The following is a 20,548-nucleotide window of genomic DNA, read 5'->3' as shown; positions in this document are numbered from 1 at the left end:
GGTAGGCAACGTTCATCACGTCCTCCAGATCGTGGGTGTCGGTCCCGTAGCGGGAGCGGAGATCCCCGATCGGACCGTCGAAAACCGTCCTGCCGTGGTTGACCAGGATCACGCGGTGAGCGAGCCGGTCCACCTCCGTCATGTCATGTGTCGTCAACAGCACTGTCCTGCCGCAGGATTCGACCTGGTGGCGGAGGAACTCCCGGACGCTCTCCTTGGCGATCGCGTCCATCCCGATCGTCGGCTCGTCCAAGAACACGACCGGTGGATCGTGGAGGAGTGCGGCGGCGAGATCGCAGCGCACGCGCTGGCCCAACGAGAGATGCCGCACCCGGGTCTCCCAGAAGGCGGACAGCTCCAGGAGTCGGTCGAACTCATTCAGCCGGACTTGGTAGTCGTGCTCGTCTATGCCGAACACCTCGCGCAGAATGCGGAAGCTGTCCCGCGCCGGCAGGTCCCACCACAGCTGGCTGCGCTGGCCGAAGACGGCGCCGATGGCCATGGCATTGGCCTGGCGGTTGCGATGCGGCACGAGTCCTGCGACGTTCAGGCTGCCCGCGGTGGGCTCCAGGATCCCGGTGAGCATCTTGATCAGCGTCGATTTGCCGGCGCCGTTCGGGCCGAGCAGCGCCACGAGTTCGCCCTCCGCGACGGTCAGGCTCACGTCCTCGACTGCGACCTTCGTCTCATAGCGCGGGTTCACGAGGTAACGCAGGCCACCGGCAAGACCCGGATCGCGCCGCGGGACCTTGAAAGTACGTCGCAGACCATGGGCGACGATCATCGGTCGCTTCTCGTCACTCACCGCTTGTCCCCACGCGGCCGACGCAGTACGGCAACCTGCGACGGACCGAGTTCGACGCTTCCGTCGTGCACGACGCCGCTCAGCAGATCCGTACCTGAGGCCGCGACCTCATGCGCCCCGGACCGGTCATGGTTGATCAAGAAGAGATACTCGGCGTGCTCGGCCTGGCGTACCACGGCCTCGACGGGCTCGGGCCAATCGGCCGATCGCACGCCCGCGTCCGCGAGTACCGTCTCCAGCAGAGCAAGCAACGCATCGGGCTCAAGCCGTGTGGCCACGTACCACGCAGTGCCGTCGCCGAAGGCGTTGCGGGTCACGGCGGGCTCTCCGGCATCGAGCCCGGTCGTGAAGGCAAGCCTCGGCTCGGCACTCGTCGTGACGACACGTTCCGACCAGACCCGAGCCGTCGTTCCGTCCGAGAGCAGCACCTGTTCCTCAAGGTCCAGCGGATGGAACTCCTCGGTGTAAGCGCCGAGCACCTCGCGCAGAGGGCCCGGATACGGTCCGGGGTGTACGTGATCGTGCTGGTCGACGATTCCGCTGAAGTAGGAGACGAGAACGGAGCCGCCGGTGGCGACGTAGTCGCGCACATTCGAGGCGCACGCATCGTCGAGCAGGTAGAGGCTGGGGAGAACGAGCAGCTTGTACGCGCCGAGTTCGGCCCATGGGGGCACGAAGTCGATCGTGACCTTGCGGCCCCACAGCGCCCGATAGTAGGCGCGCATGCGTTCCAGATAACGCAGGTCGCAACTGGGCTTGTCCTCGAACTCCATCGCCCACCACGACTGCCAGTCCCAGACGATCGCCACATCCGCCACCACTCGGGAGCCGCGGACCTCCGACAGGGCGCGCACATCGCCGCCGAGAGCGACCACGTCCCGCCAGAGGGCCGAGTCGGTGTGTGCCTGGGGCAGCATCGCGGAGTGGAACTTCTCGGAACCGAAGCGCGAGGCACGCCACTGGAAGAACATCGCCCCGTCGGAGCCGCGTGCGATGTGGGCCAATGTGTTGCGACGCATCTGGCCCGGAGCCTTGGCCGGGTTGCGCGGCCGCCAGTTGACGGCGCCGGTGGAGTGCTCCATCAGCAGCCACGGGTGCCCGCCGGCCACACCACGTGCCAGGTCGGCGGACATGGCGAGCAGAACATGGCTGTCCGGTTCGGCTGTCTGGAGGTAGCTGCTGGTGCCGACGTAGTCGACGTGCCCGGTCCACATCCAGTAGTCCTGGTACTTCGCCTCGCCGACCATGAAGTTCGTGGACACCGGTATGTCGGGGGTGATTTCGCGCAGTACGTCGGCTTCCGCGGAGTAACACGCGAGGTGTTCATCGTTCGAGAAACGAAGAAAGTCGAGGCGTTGGGTCGTGTTGACCGGCATAGGCGCCTTGCGCGGTGGGGTGACCTCCTCCCACCGCGTGTATGCCTGGCCCCAGAAGGCCGTCCCCCATGCTTCGTTCAGCGCGGTGATCGACCCGTAGTGGTGTGCAAGCCAGTCGCGAAAGGCCGTTGCGCTGCGATCGCAATAGCACATCGGGACGTGCGCCCCGTATTCATTGTTGACATGCCAAGTTCGTAGCGCCGGGTGGTCCTTGTAGTGCTCGGCGAGCGCTCGCGCGATCCCGGTGGCCGCCCGCCGGTATTCCGGCGCGCTCGGGCAGAAAGACTCGCGGGCACCCGTTCCGAGGGTCACACCGACCGAATTGACGGGCAGTACCTGCGGGTACCGCCGTAGAAACCACGCCGGCGGCGCGGCGGTCGGTGTTGCCAGGCTGGCGCTGATTCCGGCGTCGGCCAGCAGATCCATCACCTTGTCCAGAGCCGCGAACTCGTATCTGCCCGGCTCGGGTTCGAGCGACACCCACGAGAACGTATTGATGTTCACCAGGTTGATGCCGGCCTGCCGCATCAGGCCCATGTCCTCGTACCACGTCTCGGCGGGCCACTGGTCCGGGTAGTAGTCGGCCCCGAAGATCATTGTGTCCGAGTGGGGAAGGCGGGGCGCTGGGTGCAACCTGATCTCCTTGCCTACGTGCTTTGTGGGAACGATCCCAGTACAAGAAGCGCCATCTTGAGGTCTTCTTGAGTGGCTGTCAACAGATCATCGGGTGCACTGACTTGAGGCCGCCGGAGGAGCTGCCCGTGTTCGCGGCACCACGGCCCGCTGTCGCCCCGGCCGTGTTGGGTGATCTGAGGTGTTCCGCTGCAGCACTCTCCAACTGGGCTGATATCGCTGCGTGTCGGCATGAGTACGACGATGGATCCACGTGTGCTTCGTTCTGCGCATGTACGAGATCATGAATCCGGACATCCCCTCCAACTCCGGCGGTCCGGTGGGAAGTTGCCGCGGCATCCTCTTGATCGACTCGATAGCCGGTGTTACGTTGTGCACGTTCCCAGTCGGGATAGGGCATCGCGAAGATCACCGACGACACCGAGGGACTGCCGACGTGACCAGGGCGCCGAACTTGAGCGTGACGCCCGTGCGGACAGGGCGACGAGGTGGACTTCGGTGACCACGCGTCGACGGTCCTGGGCGGACTCGACGAGTTCAAACACCGTCGCGAGGGCCGGAGGCCGGACTTCCGGCGCCGGGCGACCTTCGAGCGCACGGGCGCCTCCGCTGCCTGATCACGAGCCACCGAAACAGCGACTCTCGATAATTGGTCGATTTGATTCCAGGAAGGCGGCGAGACAGTGGCGTTCCCAGTTGTTTTCCCTGTCGGCTCCAATACCGGACGAGCGGTCGGAAGGACTTTTGCAATCGCCGTGACGGCGGAAAGAGGTCAGCTGTCCCGGCGGCTGCTCGGTGCGCTCCAGGGTGGTAACGGGGAGGGTCGATGACGCGGGCCGCGCGCCGCGCAGTGGTGACCGGCGGAGCAGGCTTTCTCGGTTCGCACATGTGCGAACGGCTGCTGGCTCTCGGCTACTCGGTGGTCTGCGTCGACAACCTGAGCACCGGCACCCTGGACAACATCCGGGCACTGTCCCAAGACCCGAACTTCGAATTCCGGGAGGCCGATGTATCGGCGGGGCTGGACATCACCGGCTCTGTGACGGACGTCCTGCACATGGCCTGTCCGGCCTCACCGCGCGACTATCTCCGGCTTCCGCTGGAAACCCTTCGGGTCGGCTCGGCCGGCACCCAGCATGCCCTTGACCTGGCCGCCGCCCATGGGGCCCGTTTCCTCCTCACGTCGACCAGTGAGGTCTACGGCGACCCGCTGGTCCATCCGCAGCCGGAGTCCTACTGGGGAAACGTCAATCCAGTCGGCCCTCGCGCGGTGTACGACGAGGCGAAGCGTTTCAGCGAGACCCTCACTGTCACCTACCAGGAGCGGCAGGGCCTCGACGCCCGTATCGCACGGATCTTCAACACCTTCGGCCCGCGGATGCGCGGCGACGACGGCCGGATGATCCCCACGTTCATTATCCAGGCACTCGCGGGCGACCCGCTCACCGTCGCCGGCAGCGGTGAGCAGACCCGCTCACTCTGCTATGTGGACGACACGGTGGACGGTCTGCTCGCCCTGCTCACCAGCCCGGACGTACGTGGTCCGGTGAACATCGGTGGGAGCGCGGAGCTCAGCGTCCTGCAGACGGCCCATGCGGTGATCACGGCCGCCGGTTCGTCGTCCGATGTCGTCTTCGTACCCCGGCCCGAGGACGACCCCTCCCTGCGCTGCCCCGACACCAGCCTCGCCGCGGAGCGCCTCGGCTGGCGACCCAGGATCGATCTGGAAGAGGGGCTGCGGCGCACGATTCACTGGTTCGCGGAGTCCCGCGTCGCTAGCCCGGGGCTGAGCCGATGACGAAGCCGACCCCTTCGCCTGTCACCCCGGTCGATGCGGGACAGGCCGAGTTCAGCGCTCTGTCCGTCGTCATCCCGACCAAGGGAAACCCCTGGGCCGTCGCACGGCTCGTCGAGTCACTGGGCGTCGCCGTGACGGAGATGCCCGCCGGAGTCCGGACCGAAATCGTCGTGGTGGACGACTCGTCGTACGACGACGGCGAGCGAATCCGGGGAACCTGCGAGAAGGCGGGCGCACGCTATCTGCGCGGACCCCGCCGGGTCGGCGCCAAGCGCAACCTCGGCGTCGCCGAAACCCGCCATCCGCTCGTGCTGTTCATCGACTCCGACTGCATCGCGACGCCGACCCTGCTGCGCGAGCACCTGGACTTTCACAACGCCCACCGGGGCCGACAGGACATAGGCGCCGTGGCCGGTCCCACCGTGGTCGCGGGCGAGGCCGCCTCCGGACCCTGGCGCACCGTTCGGCACTCGCTGGTTGCCAATGCCCCTTGGAACTGGCCCTTGCGTTTCGAGCAGCTGTGGTGGGCTGCCACATCCAACCTTTCCGTGCGAAGGACGGCCTTCGAAACAATCGGTGGCTTCGACGAGCACACCTACACCGTGGTGGGCGGCGAGGACGTGGACCTCGGGGTGCGCATGGACGCCGTCGGGTACCGCACACTCGGGCACCCCACCGCCGTGGTGGTCCATGCCACGGACGGAATCACGCGGCTGCAGCAGTTCCGCCGCAAGCTCTTCCTGTACGGCAGAGCCTGCGTCTACAACTGCGCCCGGCAGCCAGAGCACACCCGCTGGTGGCCCAATCCCACGACGGTCGCCCTGGCCGCCGGTGCGACCGCGGCGCTCCTGCCGCGGCACCGCCTGCCCGTCCTGCTGACCGCCGCCGCAGGAACCGCCCTGTGGTTCGGGAACGACACACGGCAGACCGCTCGCCGCGCCGGCACCACCACGGGATCCGCCGCAGCAGCCGTCTCCGTCGACTGGAGCTACCACCTCGGGATCACGCTCGAGGCCATCCGGCGTGGCAAGCCGACGCTGGCCATGAAGCGCTTCGACTACTTCCCGGAGGAGCGCTTCGTGCCGACCGCTCCCGGCACGTCGCCCGAAGGTCAAGATGAGGAGACAAGGTGAATCCACGACTCGTCCTGCAAACAGGCATCTACGGCTACGGAATCCTGGGGCAGAGAGCCGAGACCGATCTGGAAGGCACACTCGATGCCATCCGTGCCGCCGGATACGACGGCCTTGAGGTCATGTCCTCCCTCCTGGGCGACCCCGCCCGGTTGCGGGACGCCTGCGCCGAGCGTGGCCTCGACACCGTGGCCGTGCATCTCTTCTGGCACGAGCTCGACGACTTCTCCTGGGAGACGTTGCGGGCGCTCGCCTGCGACCGGCTGATCCTGTCGGGACTCCCCGTCGACTCGGTGTCCAGCACCCTGGACACTCTGCCCGCGCTGCGCGACCATGTCGCACGCGCCGCCGACGTCGGCGCACGGGTGGCGGTGCACAACCACGAGGAAGAGGCCAGGCCGCTGCACGACGGCCGTACGCCGCTGGAGATCCTCTGCGCCGAGACGGCCCCCGACGAACTGGGATTCGTGGTCGATCTCCACTGGGCCTCGGTGGCCTGCGCACTCGAACGCACGCTCAAGGCGACCGCTGGGCGCTGCGACTACCTGCACATCAAGGACGGGCTGATCGCGGACCCGCAGGCACCGCACTCGTTCGACCTGGGTACCGGGGAGGTCGAATTGGCGCACGGCTGGTCCACCGCGCGGAGCACGGGGGCGATCGCCGTCACCGCCGTGGAGCGCGCCATGCCCGCGCCCGATCTCCCCGCCGCTCTGCAGCACGACGCCGAGTTCACCAGGCGACTCTGGCAGACCGGCACGGTGCAACGGGGAGCCATGCGGTGAGCCGGCCCGTTCGCGTCGCACTCGTCGGCTGCGGGGCCATCGCCGAACTCGGCCACGTTCCCGCGCTCTTGGGCCTGCCCGACGACGCCGTCGTCAGCGCCGTCGTGGACCTGGCTCCGGCCCGGCGCAACCTGCTCGGTGATGTGCTGTCCGTCGCTCCCCACCGTCGGTACGACAGTGTCGACGCGCTGCTCGCAGACGCCGAGCCGGTCGATCTCGCTGTGGTCGTACTGCCGCCGGAACGCACCCCTGCCATTGTCGAGCGACTTCTCCGTGGCGGCGTCCGCGTCCTGTGCGAGAAGCCCATGTCCGTCGCGGCCGACGAGGCCGCCCGGCTGGCGGGGCTCGCCCCGCACGATCGACTCGGCCTGGTGCACAACTACCTCCACCGCAGCGACGTACGCCAAGCGATGCACCATCTGCGCACCGCCGGACTCGGCCGCGTCCGCTTTCTGCGTCTGGAGCAGCCCGATTCAGGGCACTTCCCCGGCGCCGGAGTCAGTCCGCACTGGCGGCGGCAGAACACCGGTGGAGGTTGCCTGACCGACAACGCCTACCACTGGGTGTACGTCGCGCGGGAACTCACGGGTTCACCCGTCGCACAGGTCACGGCGCGCCTTGCGCGGCCGGATGCCACGTCCGCCGTGGACATCGCCATGGTCCTTCTGGACCACGAGAACGGCGCACTCACCAGCGTGCAGACGGCGTGGTGCGCTCCTAGCGCCCAACGCGTCCTCGAAGTGCACGCGGAGCACGGGTCGCTGCGCCTGGAGGGCGACTGCGGACCGTGCGAGGTCTTTCCGGCCGCCGGTCCGACACAGACGCAGCCGGTCGAACCCTCGTACACAGGTCTGTATCGAGAGGTTCTCGCCGCGGTACGCGCCGGAGAACCCTTCGCCGCGCCCGCGGACGCCTGCGTCGATGTCCTCGCCGTACTGCAGGCCGCCGATCTTTCCGCACGCCAGGGCCGGACCGTGCCGGTCGTTCCAGCAGGCGCCGCATAGCCGGGCAGAGCCCGTCACCAACCGCGCCCGGCGCTGCCGTCAGTTGCGCGCCTTTCCCCCTCCACCGTCCCCATCCTGGTAGGAGCCAGTTGCCGTATGCCGACCTCCGTACCCGTCAACACCGCGCTGACCGTGGCCGTTTGCAGTATCGGACGCCCCGACCTCTTTCGGGCGCTCAGCCGGATCGCCGCAGATGACACCAGCCTCATCGCCGAACTGATCGTCGTCGACAACACCGGCGGCTCGATGGACCGTGAGGCCGTCGCCGAGGCCGTCGGGAGCCTCCCGGTGCGAGTGCTCGACGGCCCCGGTCCCGCCGCCGTCGGACGCAACCTGGCCCTGTCCCAGGCCCGGACGGATGTGGTGCTCTTCTTCGACGACGACTGCCTGCCCGAGCCCGGCTGGGCCACGGAGATGGCCGCCTACATGTCCGCCGAGCCCGAGGTCGCAGCGGGCTTCGGCCGGGTCGAACCCGTGCCCCTGCCGAACTGGCGGCTGGGTAGTGAAGTCGTGCCCCTGCTGGGCGAGAACGCATGGGGAGAGGTCGAGACGCCCGACGGCGACCTGTGGTGCCCAGCCGTATCGGGCCCCAGCTGGCAGCCGGGTGTGTACACCGGACCTCCCACCATTCCCGTGTCCGTGGTCGGTTCCTCCAACAACCTGGCCCTGCGCAGGAGCCTGCTGCTGCCCGACCGCCCCGTGTTCCTCCCCCATCTCGGCCCTGGAACCGCTCCCGCTTCGGGCGAGGACACCGAACTCGGTTACGCACTGATGCGGGAAGGCCGCAAGGTCGCCTACGTCCCCCAGGCCAAGATGGTTCACAACTCGTGGCTCGGCACGGACCGCGCCGAACAGAAAATGCGCTGTTACCTCCGCGGCAATGTGGAGGCACTCGGCTACCACGCCCTGCGGGGCGACGACCACGCGGCGCGGTTGCTCGCCGCGTACTTGGGCCAATTCCGTGTCGGCAACGGCCGCGGGCTCGATGAGTTCGGAGACATCTTCGCGTGGGGATACGGCTCCCTCGCCGGCGGCACGGCCGGGACATCCTCGCGCCAGGCCGAGTCGGGCTGATCCGAAAGACCCGGCCCGGATCCGGTCTGATCTCCACCGAACGTCGCCCGCATGCCGCCGATGCCATCCGTTTCTTCGAGATGCCATCCGTTTCTTCGAAAGGAGAAGTTCGTGACCGTCAGCGTGCCCGCTCCCGAGGGTGCCCTGCGCTGGGGTATCCTCGGCGCCGCCCGTATCGCGGCGAACTTTGTCGGACCGGCCCTCGCCCGTTCACCCCACGCCGCGGTGCGCGCCGTCGCATCACGCCGCCCCGAGGCCGCGCGACGGCTCGCCGAAGCGGTGGACGCGCCGCGGGTTCACAGCGACTACCAAGCTCTGCTGGACGATCCTGACGTCGACGCGGTCTACATCGCGCTGCCCAACGCACTGCACGCACCATGGACGCTCGCCGCTCTGGCCGCGGGGAAGCATGTGCTGTGCGAGAAGCCGCTCACCACCACGCCGCACGACGCCGAGGCGATCCGCTCCGTCGCGCGCGAGGCAGGCCGCGTCGTCGCCGAGGCGTTCATGTACCGCGTCCACCCTCAGTTCGCGGCCTTCGTGGAGCGGATCCGGGCCGGCGCCGTCGGCGAGGTCCGCAGCGTCGAAGCCGCACTGTCCTTCGTCCTGGAAGACCCCGCTGACATCCGGATGTCGGACGAACTGGGCGGCGGGGCACTCCTCGACCTCGGGTGCTACATCGTCGACGCCGCCAACCTGGTGTACGGCGGCCTCCCCGTCGCGGGCTCCGCCGTCAGCCACCGCAGTGACTCCGGCGTGGACCTTCACACCTCTGCAGTTCTCGACTACGGCCGTGGCAGGACCGCCCAGCTCTCGGCGAGCTTCCTGCTCCCCTGGCACGACTCTCGGCTGGTGGTCCGTGGAGACAAGGGCAGCCTCAGCCTTGACCACTGCTTCAACCCCGGTACGGGAGAGGGCCGTCTGACCCTGCTGACGGCAGACGGCCACCAGGAGCTGACCACCTACGCGGGTGTCGACATGTATGAACGGATGGTCGACCGCTTTGCCCACATGGTGAGTGGGCGCGGGGAAAGCTACGTCACTCTCGACGATTCCGTGGGCGTGCAGCAGACGCTGGCGCTACTCACCACGCCGCGCACCGATCGGTGACGCGACACCTAACCGTCTTCACTCCGGCAAGGAGATCGATATGCGAAAAGACGACCGACTTCTGACTGCGCCGGTGCATCCGTTCGAGGTCACGGACCGGCGCCGCGACAACCAGGCCCTGAACATCGAGGAGTATCAGCAAGGGGCGGTCGAACTGCGCAGCCGGCCGCTGGCCCTGTTCGTCGAGCTCACCGAGAACTGCAATCTCAAATGCCCGATGTGCCGCTTCGGGGAAAAGTATGACCCGGCCTTGAACATGAAAGAACAGATGTTCGACCGCCTGGCGGACGAACTCTTCCCGTACGCGCATCTGGTGGACGTCCGCGGCTGGGGCGAGTCCACCATGCTCAGCGGTTTCGGGGACATGGTGCTGCGCGCCCTGGAGCACCGGGTCCGGGTCCGGGTTGTGACCAACGGCCAGATCAACCGGCCTGCCGTCTGGGACGCCATGATGCGAGGGCAGGGCATCGTCACCGTCTCGTGCGATGCCGCCTCGCCCACCCTGTTCAAGAAGTTGCGGGGCGGCGGAACCCTGGAGAGGCTCGAAGCGACCTGCCGCGCCCTGGTGGAGGCGCGCGACCGCTATCAAGTCCCGCGCGACCATGTGAACTTCAATGTCGTCTCCAGCATGGACAACCTCGACGAGCTCGCCGACATCGTGCGGCTCGCCAGTCGACTGGACGTTCCGCTGGTGGTCATCCACCCGTTGGTCGCCCCTGCCGACGACCCCTCCCATCTGCGCCAGGACCTGGGCCGGACGCGCGAGGCGTACGCCGAGGCGGCCGAGGTCGGCCGCGAACTCGGTGTCGTCGTGCAGCTCGGTGCGGCGCCGGATCCTTCTCTCGCGCTGCCGGAGATGGTCCGCAAGCCGGCCTGCATGCACCCGTGGAGCTATGCGTACATTCGGTACAACGGAGATGTCGGGTTCTGCGACCACCTGATCGGCAACGGCGAGTACACACTCGGCTCCCTGCGCGAGAACACCTTCGAGGAGATCTGGAACGGCGAGGCATGGCAGTCGCTGCGCCGCGCTCATGTGCAGGGTGAGATACCCGACGCGTTCGCCCCGTGCCGCTACACCTACGCGCAGCGCTACATCGACTTCGAACACCTGGTACACCCCGACCGGGCGGAGATGATCGTGAGCAGTGCCACCCACGCTGAGGTCACACGGACCCGGGATCCCCGGCAGGTGCCCGTAGTGCCGTTCGGGCTTGAGCCCACATCGGAGGTGCTGGTACCCACGGCCATGCTCTCCGAGAGGCTGCGGCAGCTGCCCGGCTCACAGCGTTCGTGAGTGAAAGACTAAGGACAGGAGATACGCCATGAATGAAATCGAGAAACTCCCCGGCGGCTTCATAAGTGGCGTGGTCCTGGTGGATGGCACGGTGCGGCGTTGTCCGACCGGGAATTCCGTTTTCGTCAACCGCCTGCTGCAGCACTACGAAGCGAATTCCTGGAACGGCGCGCCCCGCTATCTCGGTAGAGACGAGGAGGGTCGGGACACGCTCAGCTATGTCCAGGGGTATGTGCCCTGGCAGGGCGGCAACCCCGCGGTCGCCTCCTCCGCGGCCTTGACCGCGCTTGCCCGCCTCGTCCGCGCGGCCCACGATCTCACGGCGGGCCATCCTCTGGCGGACGGGCATGAGGTGGTGTGCCACAACGATCTGTCGCCCAAGAACACGGTGTACCGCTCCGCGGATGAACCACTGGAGCCGATCTCTCTCATCGACTGGGACCTGGCGGCACCAGGTCGGCGTGTCCACGATGTGGCGCATCTGTGCTGGCAGTACTTGAGTCTCGGTCCTGGCGCGGATCCGGTATGGGCGTCCGGACGGATCCGTGAGGTTGCGGATGCCTATGGTCTGGCAGCCGCTGACCGCCAGGAGTTGGTGTCAAACGTGGCCGGGTGGCAGGAACGCTGCTGGCGGGGTATCGAGAGCGGAGCCGCCGGCGGAGACGCGGCCTTGATCAGTTTGCGTGAGGCGGGCGTCCCGGAGGAGATAAGGGCTGCACATGCCTGGGTGACGCATCACCAGCAGACTCTGGAGGCCGGTCTCGCGACGAACTGATTTGTGCAGGACGTCACTTACCGCTTCTCCGCCCTCGTCAGGCCCGGCGGGAGCCGGTGACGTCCATCCGCGCTGGTCGTTCGGTTCCTCCGCGTCCGCCTGACGCGCCAGGCGGATGCCCATAGATATTCGATTGCGCTTGCGGCTCTGTTCGCACCGTTTTCCGCCGACATCCGGCACCCAGGTAGAAGGAGTTACGTATGCCAAATGAGCGCCCTCAGACCGTCCTTGTCCTCGGTGGGGACGGATTCTGCGGCTGGCCCACCGCTCTGGACCAGTCTGACCGGGGTCGCAATGTCGTCATCGTCGACAACCTCAGCCGTCGCAAGATCGATGCTGAACTTGGAACGGCCTCGCTGACCCCGATCCAGAGCCCTGAGCGACGGCTGGAGGCATGGCGTGCCTTGTCGGGCCGGACCATCGACTTTGTTGATCTGGATGTCTCGGCGGACGTTGGGGCTCTGAGTAGACTCCTGGACAAATATCGGCCGGACGCCGTTGTGCACTTTGCCGAACAGCGCTCCGCGCCCTATTCGATGCTGTCCACGACACATCGGACCTACACGGTGCGCAACAACTTGATGGCGACGCAGAACCTGCTTGAGGCAATTCGCCTGTCAGGGGTGCCCACGCACATTGTGCACCTTGGGTCGGTCGGGGTGTACGGCTATTCGTCGAAGGACTGGACGATGCCGGAGGGCTATCTCAAGGTCGCCATCCCGTCATCTGCGCACCCGGACCGGCAAGTGGAGATACTGCATCCCTTCGAACCGGTTTCCATTTACCACCTCAGTAAGTGCATGGATGCGCAACTCTTTGAGTTCTATGCCCGGTATGACAACCTGCGGATCACCGATCTGCACCAGGGTGTCGTCTGGGGAACGCAGACCCGTTTGACGAGCCAGAGCGATCTCCTGGTCAACCGTTTCGACTACGACTCCGTCTGGGGCACCGTGGTGAACCGTTTCCTCATGCAGGCGGCGCTCAACCACCCCCTGACCGTATACGGCGTGGGCGAGCAGACTCGCGCGTTCATCCACCTCGAAGATGCCGTGAACTGCGTCAACCTCGCCCTGGAGAATCCGCCGGCGCCGGGTGATCGGGTGCGGGTCCGCAACCAGGTGGCCGAGTGCCTGCGGGTGCTGGATGTAGCCACCGTGATTTCGGATCAGACCGGTGCCGAGATTTCTTACGTGAACAATCCGAGGAACGAGCAGGCGCAGAACACCCTCAGCGTGACCAACGAGAGCTTCTCGGAGCTTGGTTTCATCCCCACCCTTCTGCGCGACGGGATCTGGCGCGAGTCGGTGGAGATCGCGCAGCGGTTCCGCGCCGATGTCGATCTCGATCGAATCTTGCCCGCGCGGCCCGGTGCGCACGTGGGCGAGCGCGTATGAACGGCATGCGGCAGGACGTAGTGGCGGAATTGTCCGCGGTGGACACTGATTTTCTTGAGCGGGCCCGGCGGGCCGCAGGTGATCCGGCCGAGCATGACCGGCTGTTCGGTGAGGCCGAGATCTTCGGCCAGATCGAAATGCGTCAGCCGAGCAATGCTGTCTCGAAACATGATGGGCCGGTACGGATAGGCACGTGGAACGCGGAGCGCTGCAAGTACGTCGGGGCAAGCGCGCAGCTCATCAGGGAATCGGGCTGCGATGTCGTGCTGCTGTCCGAGATGGACGTGGGCATGGCCCGTTCCGCCAATCTGCACACACTGCGTGCACTGGCTGAAGAGCTCGGTTTCGGCTATGCATACTGCGCGGAGTTCCTTGAACTGGGCATGGGCAATCAATCCGAGCAAGTGGAGTTCGCTGACGAGCGCAACCTGGCCGGAATCCATGGCAACGGAATTCTGTCCCGTTTCCCCTTGTCGGAACCGGCGGTCGTGAATTCCCCCGCACAGGGCCTGTGGTACTCACTGGATTGGCACCACCGCCGGATCGGTGGCCGGCGGGCTCTGTTCGCGACCGTCGCTGTCGGTACGGAATGGATCAGGGTGGGCAGCGTCCATCTGGAGAGCCTGTCCGATCCCGACTCGAGGTCCGCGGAGCTTTCGGCGCTCGTCGACTCGGCCGATTCGACGCTTCCCACCGTCATCGGCGGTGATTTCAACACAGCAGACGTACCGGACGAGGAAGCACCGGACGACTGGTTCGCCAAACCTGGTCACCACGAGCCGCTGTTCGACGTGTTCGCAGCGGCGGGTTTCGACTGGCTGGACTGCAACTCGGCGGTCCCGACTCGTCGCACCCTGGGCAACGGCCTACCCCGCGCCCCGCACCGCAGGATGGACTGGCTTTTCAGGCGCGGCCTGGCAGCACGGAATCCCCTGTGCCGGCCCGCGGTGAACTCGGCCGGCCATCCCATCTCCGACCACGAACTCGTCAGCGCTGACTTCCTGCACGGGCTCCCCGACGGCCGTGGCAGGGCTCGCGGGTGGTGACGACGGGGCCTCGCGAGCCCGTTGGCGCGTGAGAAGGAGACCGCGGAGCGGAGTGCACCCGCGAGCCGCACGACGTCCGGTGAGGCCAGATGCGTGGGCCTCGTCCTCCGCCGGTCCGGTTGATCAACGCTTCACCCATCGGTGACGCAGGGTGTATGGCACAGTCGAAAGAGAGTCCAACGGTGACCAACATTCTGGTCCACACACTCAACGACGGAACGGCGAGCCCAGCGATCGGTCTGGGTACCTGGCCGATGACGGACGCGGAGGCGGAGGAGGCGGTGGCCGGAGCCCTCGCCATGGGCTACCGCCTCGTCGACACGGCGACGAGCTATCGCAACGAGACCGGCGTCGGCCGCGGTATAGCCCGCAGCGACGTCCCTCGTGAGGAGATCGTGGTGACGACGAAGGTCCCCGGCCGGCACCACGGATACGAGGAGACCCTGGCCTCCTTCGAGGCGTCCTGCGCACGGCTCGGCGTGGAGTACGTGGACCTGTACCTGATCCACTGGCCGCTACCCCGCATAGACAAGTACGTCGAATCGTGGCGGGCCATGATCAAGCTTCGTGCGGAGGGGCTCGTCCGTTCGATCGGCGTCTCCAACTTCGCCAACGAGCACATCGAGCGGCTGGAGAAAGAGACCGGCGTCCTGCCGTCCGTCAACCAGATCGAACTGCACCCCTACCTGCCGCAGGACGGCCTGCGTGCGTTCCACGAGGCCAAGGGCATCCGTACGGAGAGCTGGAGCCCCCTGGGCTGCGGCAAGGACCTGCTGGACGAAACCGAGATCGTCACCGTCGCCGAGGACCTCGGAGTGACCCCGGCCCAGGTGGTGCTGCGCTGGCACACCCAGCTCGGCGCGATCGTCATCCCCAAGTCCGCGAGTCCCGAGCGGCAGCGCGAGAATCTCGACATCTTCGGCTTCACTCTCAGCCCCGCCCAGATGCGGTCCGTTGCGGACCGCGTCTCCCGGCGGCTGGGCGGGGACCCTGAGGTCTACGAGGAGTTCTGACTCCGCGGCAGGGTACCCATTACCTCCGGGGCCCGCGGGACGACCGGGAGCGCTCGCACATGGCACGCCGTAGTCCGAGGACGCGCCGAACACAGGCTGCCCATTCGAGTGATCACAGCGTCGGCGGCACCACGATTGCCCGCGCGCGGCGAGAAGGCCGGATGGACCTGAGTCTTGCTGCGGACGGAGAGTTGATCTACGAAATATTGCCCAACGGATCAGCATCATCCGGCACGGACTCCGGGCCGGGATGCTGCGCCTCCTCGGGCTTCGCCTGGGCGGGTGCGGCGTTCCAGATACCTGTGATCGCGGCGGTGGCGGCACTGCCCACGGCGCGTACACGACCTGCGGCTACGTTCTCCAGCGCAGGGCTCCGTGCGTGAGCGATGCGTGAGCGGACGGTCCAACACAAGGCGGGATGGAGTAAGAAGCCGCATGGCGCTGATCAGGCAAAACAGCGCCACGCGGTAGCGTCGAGCACCCCGGCAAGGATTCGATCCCACTCCTAAAGCGGGGTGTCGCAGGTTCGAATCCTGTCGGGGGCACAGAAAAACGCCTGGTCAAAGGCCCTACCGTCCGACGGGCGGCGATGATCCTGCGCAACCACGGCCTGCTGACCGTCGGCGAAACCCCCGCCCACGCTTTCCTGCGCATGTACTACCTGAACAAGGCATGCGCGATACAGACCGCGGTCACGGCCGCCGGAACCAAGCTCGTCACCCCCACCCCGACATCTGCACACTCACCGCACGCCAACTGGCCGGCGAAGACGACAGCTCCGACCTCCAGGACGACCACGCATACGACCTTGCCTGGTCGGCACCGCTGCGCCTGGTCGACTACTGGCTCACGCTCGGATTCGTCGCACTCCGCCTGTGTGTCCTCGTCGCCCGCATCGCCCGGACCGCCACGCTGCCAACCACACATCCGCTGTCCACGGCCCTTGTGTGCATCGGGACCGGACTGGCCGTTGCCGCGGGCCAGAACCTCCTCGCCACCGTCGGCACCGCTCCTCGCCCGGACGCCCTTGCCGTGACGCCGTCGCTGGGTCTTCTGGCCGCTGGAGTGACCCCAGAGCGGCCGTCCGCACCAGTTCGGCGAACCCGCCAGCATCGCGCGGGACAGCGGGTCCATCGCGGCGGGAGGCGGGACGCGTTCGACGTAATCGGCGGCGACCGTGTCGTACGACTCGCGCACCGCGGTCAGAAAGGGGGGCTCAGCCATGCGGGCGACCTTAGGTCAGGGAACTGACAGGCCGTGTCACGACCTTGAGTTGACCTCCGCGACATCCACCGCCGGCAGACACCCAGCCATCACACCACTCCAGTGATCGTTTCCGGTTACAGCACGGGATGCCCTGGTCGGGTGTGCCGGTCATGACGATGCGGCCGTCGGCTGCACAGCTGACTGGGCCGAGGGCGACTACGTGGCCGGCGCCCGCGATCATGTCGAGGTCGTCGGCCCCTGAGGTGAGAGGGCGTGGCGGCGGGTACTGGCCTGAGCGTGATCTCGGTGGAGCCGTCCAGGACCGTCCATCCAGTCCTATGCAGACATGTATGTCCAGTTTCGGGATCCTGTGCCGGGAGGGTGTCCACGGGGTCTGTGATTCGCGTGTGACACCTAACAGCACGACGAAGCCCCCTCGGTCGGGGCTTCGTCGTGCGGCTCGTCAGGATGGATTGGTACTCGTGCTGACGGCTCCGTTGTATTCGGGCTCATCGCCTTTGAACCGCTCCGGGACGGATGGCAGCCGGGCTGTCGCCCAGGGGTAGGACGCCCATCCCTGATCAAGGACCGGGTTGCGGCCTCCTTCGTGTCCGGTGAGGCATTCGTTGAGAGCCCAGGTGGAGCGCTGGGGGTCTGCCGCCCGTTCCAGGAGCAGTGAGCTGGGCGTGATGTCGGTCAGGGTCACCAGGCGTTCGATCTCCTGGGCACCGACGACCGTGGTCGGAATATCGGGGACGGGCAGGTCCACGTGGGGCAGGTTGGCGTTGGCGATGGGGAACGGCTCAAGGGTGACGATCAGCGCCTGGCGCGGCCGGTCGGCCGGAATGCGGGCGAATGCCGGGTTGCGCTCGTCGATCTGGGCCGAGGTGGTGTTGACCTGTCGGTAGGCGCGAGCCAGTTTGCCGTCGGTCTCTGCCACTCCCTCTTCCAGGCCCAGCCGGGCGTTCTCGGTCGGCATCATGGACTTGACCTCCACCAGCAGCACGAGGTCGTCGAGGACGACGATCCAGTCGACGCTGAGCCGCTCGTCGCGCCTGACCCGGTAGGTGATCTCACCGATGACCTCAGCCTCCGGTATCAGGCGGAGCTGGCGGCCGACGTACCCTTCGAAGAGATAGCCGGTCTCCCGCAGGAAGCCAGTTCCGAAGTGCTCTCGTCCCGTGTGGTAGATGCCGGCCGGGGTCCCCTTGCGCCAGACCAGCTGCGGTGAGGGACACAGCAGGCCGGGGCCGAAGCCGGTGACCGCCGGCCGGCCGAGCAGCGGGTTGTACGTGAAGCGCCGCAGCTGGGCCGCCTTGCCACCGGCCAACCTCGCCAGGTTGTCCACGGTCTGCCTCTCGGCTGCTTTGACGGAAGCCACGTCGGTGGCGAAGTGCCGTTCGATGACGCTCAGGACCGTCTCCCGGCTGACCGTCCGGTTGAACCTCTCCCCGTCCGGGCCGTCGAAGATCGCGGGGTCGAACCGCCCGGCGTCGAAGAGCGCACATCCCCAGAGCAGTTGCGCGGTGCCGACGTAGTCGGGCAGCGGACAGCCGAACACCTCGGTGTCCCAGCCCGGGACCACGCAGCGGGGTTGCCGGCGTTCGGGGAACGAGGTGTGCAGGTACAGCGCCGCGGTACGGGCCAGGCTGTTGAACTCCGGGGCCTGCCACGCTCCCTGCTCGCCTCCCAGGCGCATCATGAAGTCCCGCAGGCGGACGGTGGGTTCGTCCGTGCCGTGCAGGGTGGGTTCCTTCAGGCTGGAGTACGCCGTCAGGATCTCCAGCAGGTCACGCTCGGTGGCGTCCGACCGCTGGTATTCGGTGCCGTAGGCCAGGCAGACGCGGGCCGCGTCAGCCAGAGCCCAGGGCGTGTACTTCATCGACGGGCTTTTCAGCCAGGGCTGTGGCTGCTGGGGCGTGCCGTAGCGGGCTGCCGCCGCGGCGATCAGCGGCAGCAGTGAGCTGGGACGATGGCGTCGGATGCGCTGGCGGTATTCGTCCTCGGTCACCAGCCGGTCGTACAGATACGCAGCCATCCCGCCATGATCCTCGCCGCGAAGGGATTCTTCGAGGGGTTTCTCCTCGCTCGGCTATGTATGTCAACCGGGCCCACCTGTCGGCGCTCCGCGCCTGTCGACACATGGACCAGTCTGCTGCACCCCGGGGTGGGAGTGACGTCGTAGATTCACGGAGCTGGGTCATCACTCAGGCCCCTACGAGGGCGACGTCGGCCATCGGCAGGAACACGGAGGCGAAGGCGGCCGGATGGGAACCGGAGTTGGCCGTCCTCGTCATGTTGCCGCTGCCGAGGGGGGGCGAAGGCCGTGCCGGGCGCGGCGAGCAGGACGACGTAGGGGATGGCGTTAGAGATCTGGAGGGCCGTGCATTTGGCGCCGGCCTCCTGCGTGGTGGAGAGCCGGAGGACCAGCAGGCTGGTGGAGGTGATCAAGAAGTCCATCCGGAAGGAGCCGAGTATCCAGGCGACGGCGATGGTCCAGTTGGTCACGCTCGTCAGAAGCACGCTGGGCGCGGTTGCGGTCACCGCAGCGACCGGCGTCTTCCCAGGAGCATCAGCCGCTCCCGGTACGGTCGGTGACCGCACTGATATGCCCATGCACCAGACCCCTCAAGCCGGGTAGCGTCGTAAGGCATGACCGACATCGATATTCAGTCCGAGCCCGCTGAGGAGGCGGCCGCCGCCCAAGATGGCTCGCGGCCCTCTCTGGTGGACTGGCAGGGGCAGCTTTTGGCGTCTCCGGGCTATCGGGCTTTGGCGCTCCAGGACCGCGTCAAGCGGATGGGATATGTGTTCCAGGGAAACGTCGCGCAGTACCAGTCCCTTGTGGCAGGACTGCAGAACCCGACGGTCTCCGGGCCGATACTCGATGTCCGTAACCCCGGAGCGCACGACGATCTTCTTTCCGAAGCCGAACGACTTCTGCATAACGTGCTGACGGCGATGAGCACGCGTGTCGATCAGCAACGACGTTTCATGACGCAGTACTTCGCGGACGACCCAGTCCTAACGAATGACTACCGGGAAAAGCTCACCTCGGTGTTCAAAACTGACGTGCAGGCGAACTTCCTCAAGGGGTTGCGCAACTACATCACCCATTCCCAGCTCCCCGTGTCGCAGAGCAAGCAGACGCTGGGCCCCGCTTCCTTCGCGATCACCTTCACGCTGCCCGGCGAGCCTCTCCTCCGGGCTGGCGTGTGGAACGGTGACCAGCGAGCCTGGATCGCCGCTCAGGGGGAGGCCGTTGTCATCGTCGACGTGGTCGACTCCTATGCCCGAAAGGCGGGAGAGTTCGACAAGTGGTTGTGCGATCGGATCGGCCTCAAATGTAGGGCCGACATCGATGCCTACCTTCGTGAGAGAGCGGAGTTCGATCGCGAGGTCGACCGGCTCTTTGGAGTGTAGAGGGCGGGGACGCATCGAGCGAAGGAGAGAGGTCTCTGACCTTCTCCACGCCCGCAGCTTGAGGCAGCGCCGCCTCACATGAGGTACTTGGCCCGCGTGCGCAGGGTGCAAACTTGTTTGGGTGGTTGCGTGACGTGACCTTAATGATCACTTCCTACGGTTTCGCAGCGGATCACGACGTCGTCGGACGCGCTGATTGCGCCAGATCCGGACGCTGAGCGACCCCGAGGAGTTCACTCGTGATGACCCGTTCCGTGTGCCGGACCCGGCGGACGCTCCAGGTGGCCGGTGCCTCGGTCGCGGCCCTGCTGGCCCTGAGCGCCTGTTCCTCCTCCGGCGACGACTCGTCCGCGACGACGAAGTCGGACACGTCGGCGGCGGCGACGCCCAAGTTGTCGGGCTCGATCACCGTGTTCGCGGCGGCCTCGCTCCAGGAGAGCTTCACGAACCCGAAGGCCGACTTCGAGAAGGCCCACCCGGGCACCAAGGTCAACTTCAGCTTCGGCGGCAGCGACACCCTCGCCGCGCAGATCACGAGCGGTGCACCGGCCGACGTCTTCGCAGCCGCGAGCCCCAAGACCATGGCGATCGTCACAGACAAGAAGGACACCGCCACCACGCCGGCCACCTTCGTCCGCAACCAGCTGGAGATCGCCACCCTGCCGGGCAACCG

At 66.8% G+C, this 20,548-nt stretch carries 16 protein-coding genes and 3 pseudogenes; 15 read left to right on the top strand and 4 right to left on the bottom strand.

Translation table 11 applies throughout. The features are described from left to right. Positions 1–40 precede the first annotated feature (40 nt). A pseudogene (locus ACZ7M2_RS50590) lies at positions 41–784 on the bottom strand (ABC transporter ATP-binding protein); the annotation flags it as partial. Between the two features lie 17 nt (positions 785–801). Continuing rightward, positions 802–2,778 (bottom strand): beta-galactosidase, encoded by a 1,977-nt coding sequence (locus ACZ7M2_RS50585; protein WP_471601080.1) that lies wholly within the window; start codon positions 2,776–2,778, stop codon positions 802–804. Positions 2,779–3,302: 524 nt separating this feature from the next. Between ACZ7M2_RS50585 and ACZ7M2_RS50580 the strand changes: the two genes are divergently transcribed. The 13 genes from ACZ7M2_RS50580 (at position 3,303) to ACZ7M2_RS50520 (ending at position 16,282) form a co-directional block, all read left to right on the top strand. Then, on the top strand, positions 3,303–3,431 hold the full coding sequence (locus ACZ7M2_RS50580) for a hypothetical protein (RefSeq protein ID WP_471601071.1): 129 nt from the start codon (positions 3,303–3,305) through the stop codon (positions 3,429–3,431). A 209-nt stretch (positions 3,432–3,640) separates the two neighbouring features. Beyond that, positions 3,641–4,612 carry a UDP-glucuronic acid decarboxylase family protein gene (locus ACZ7M2_RS50575; RefSeq protein WP_471601070.1) on the top strand — a complete coding sequence of 324 codons (972 nt, stop codon included), beginning with the start codon at positions 3,641–3,643 and terminating at the stop codon, positions 4,610–4,612. Beyond that, positions 4,609–5,745 (top strand): glycosyltransferase family 2 protein, encoded by a 1,137-nt coding sequence (locus tag ACZ7M2_RS50570; protein WP_471601069.1) that lies wholly within the window; start codon positions 4,609–4,611, stop codon positions 5,743–5,745. The genes ACZ7M2_RS50575 and ACZ7M2_RS50570 overlap by 4 nt, the downstream gene beginning before the upstream one ends. After that, a complete protein-coding gene (locus ACZ7M2_RS50565; RefSeq protein ID WP_471601068.1) occupies positions 5,742–6,530 on the top strand; it encodes a sugar phosphate isomerase/epimerase family protein in 789 nt (262 codons plus the stop codon). The genes ACZ7M2_RS50570 and ACZ7M2_RS50565 overlap by 4 nt, the downstream gene beginning before the upstream one ends. After that, entirely contained in the window at positions 6,527–7,534 is a 1,008-nt protein-coding gene (locus ACZ7M2_RS50560) for a Gfo/Idh/MocA family protein (protein ID WP_471601067.1), read from the top strand. The genes ACZ7M2_RS50565 and ACZ7M2_RS50560 overlap by 4 nt, the downstream gene beginning before the upstream one ends. A gap of 96 nt (positions 7,535–7,630) precedes the next feature. After that, complete coding sequence (locus ACZ7M2_RS50555; RefSeq protein ID WP_471601066.1) at positions 7,631–8,608, top strand: glycosyltransferase; 978 nt, start codon at positions 7,631–7,633, stop codon at positions 8,606–8,608. 111 nt (positions 8,609–8,719) lie between these two features. Beyond that, on the top strand, positions 8,720–9,718 hold the full coding sequence (locus ACZ7M2_RS50550; protein WP_471601065.1) for a Gfo/Idh/MocA family protein: 999 nt from the start codon (positions 8,720–8,722) through the stop codon (positions 9,716–9,718). 40 nt (positions 9,719–9,758) lie between these two features. Then, positions 9,759–11,015, top strand: coding sequence for a radical SAM protein (locus tag ACZ7M2_RS50545; RefSeq protein ID WP_471601064.1), 1,257 nt, complete (start codon positions 9,759–9,761; stop codon positions 11,013–11,015). 28 nt (positions 11,016–11,043) lie between these two features. Continuing rightward, positions 11,044–11,790, top strand: coding sequence for a phosphotransferase family protein (locus ACZ7M2_RS50540; RefSeq protein WP_471601063.1), 747 nt, complete (start codon positions 11,044–11,046; stop codon positions 11,788–11,790). Positions 11,791–11,990: 200 nt separating this feature from the next. Beyond that, the gene (locus ACZ7M2_RS50535) at positions 11,991–13,187 is read left to right on the top strand and encodes an NAD-dependent epimerase/dehydratase family protein (RefSeq protein ID WP_471601062.1); all 1,197 of its coding nucleotides are present in this window, start codon (positions 11,991–11,993) and stop codon (positions 13,185–13,187) included. Further along, positions 13,184–14,233, top strand: coding sequence for an endonuclease/exonuclease/phosphatase family protein (locus tag ACZ7M2_RS50530; protein ID WP_471601061.1), 1,050 nt, complete (start codon positions 13,184–13,186; stop codon positions 14,231–14,233). Before ACZ7M2_RS50535 ends, ACZ7M2_RS50530 begins: the two co-directional genes overlap by 4 nt. A 182-nt stretch (positions 14,234–14,415) precedes the next feature. After that, positions 14,416–15,246, top strand: a complete 831-nt coding sequence (locus tag ACZ7M2_RS50525; protein WP_471601060.1) for an aldo/keto reductase — start codon at positions 14,416–14,418, stop codon at positions 15,244–15,246. Between the two features lie 589 nt (positions 15,247–15,835). After that, complete coding sequence (locus ACZ7M2_RS50520) at positions 15,836–16,282, top strand: class II aldolase/adducin family protein (RefSeq protein WP_471601059.1); 447 nt, start codon at positions 15,836–15,838, stop codon at positions 16,280–16,282. 33 nt (positions 16,283–16,315) lie between these two features. Here the strand turns inward: ACZ7M2_RS50520 and ACZ7M2_RS50515 are convergent. After that, positions 16,316–16,470 (bottom strand): annotated as a pseudogene (locus ACZ7M2_RS50515) (SAM-dependent methyltransferase); the annotation flags it as partial. A gap of 445 nt (positions 16,471–16,915) precedes the next feature. After that, complete coding sequence (locus ACZ7M2_RS50510; RefSeq protein WP_471601058.1) at positions 16,916–18,490, bottom strand: hypothetical protein; 1,575 nt, start codon at positions 18,488–18,490, stop codon at positions 16,916–16,918. A 614-nt stretch (positions 18,491–19,104) separates the two neighbouring features. On the opposite strand from ACZ7M2_RS50510, the gene ACZ7M2_RS50505 reads away from it, so the two are divergent. Together ACZ7M2_RS50505 and modA are read left to right on the top strand one after the other, a co-directional pair. Next, a complete protein-coding gene (locus ACZ7M2_RS50505) occupies positions 19,105–19,875 on the top strand; it encodes a hypothetical protein (RefSeq protein ID WP_471601057.1) in 771 nt (256 codons plus the stop codon). Positions 19,876–20,117: 242 nt separating this feature from the next. Continuing rightward, a pseudogene (gene modA / locus ACZ7M2_RS50500) lies at positions 20,118–20,546 on the top strand (molybdate ABC transporter substrate-binding protein); the annotation flags it as partial. Between the last annotated feature and the right edge of the window lie 2 nt (positions 20,547–20,548).

This window comes from Streptomyces sp. NPDC111507 (genome assembly GCF_055638955.1).
The sequence above is the reverse complement of the archived record's forward strand: the minus strand, read 5'-3'. Positions and strand labels throughout refer to the sequence as shown.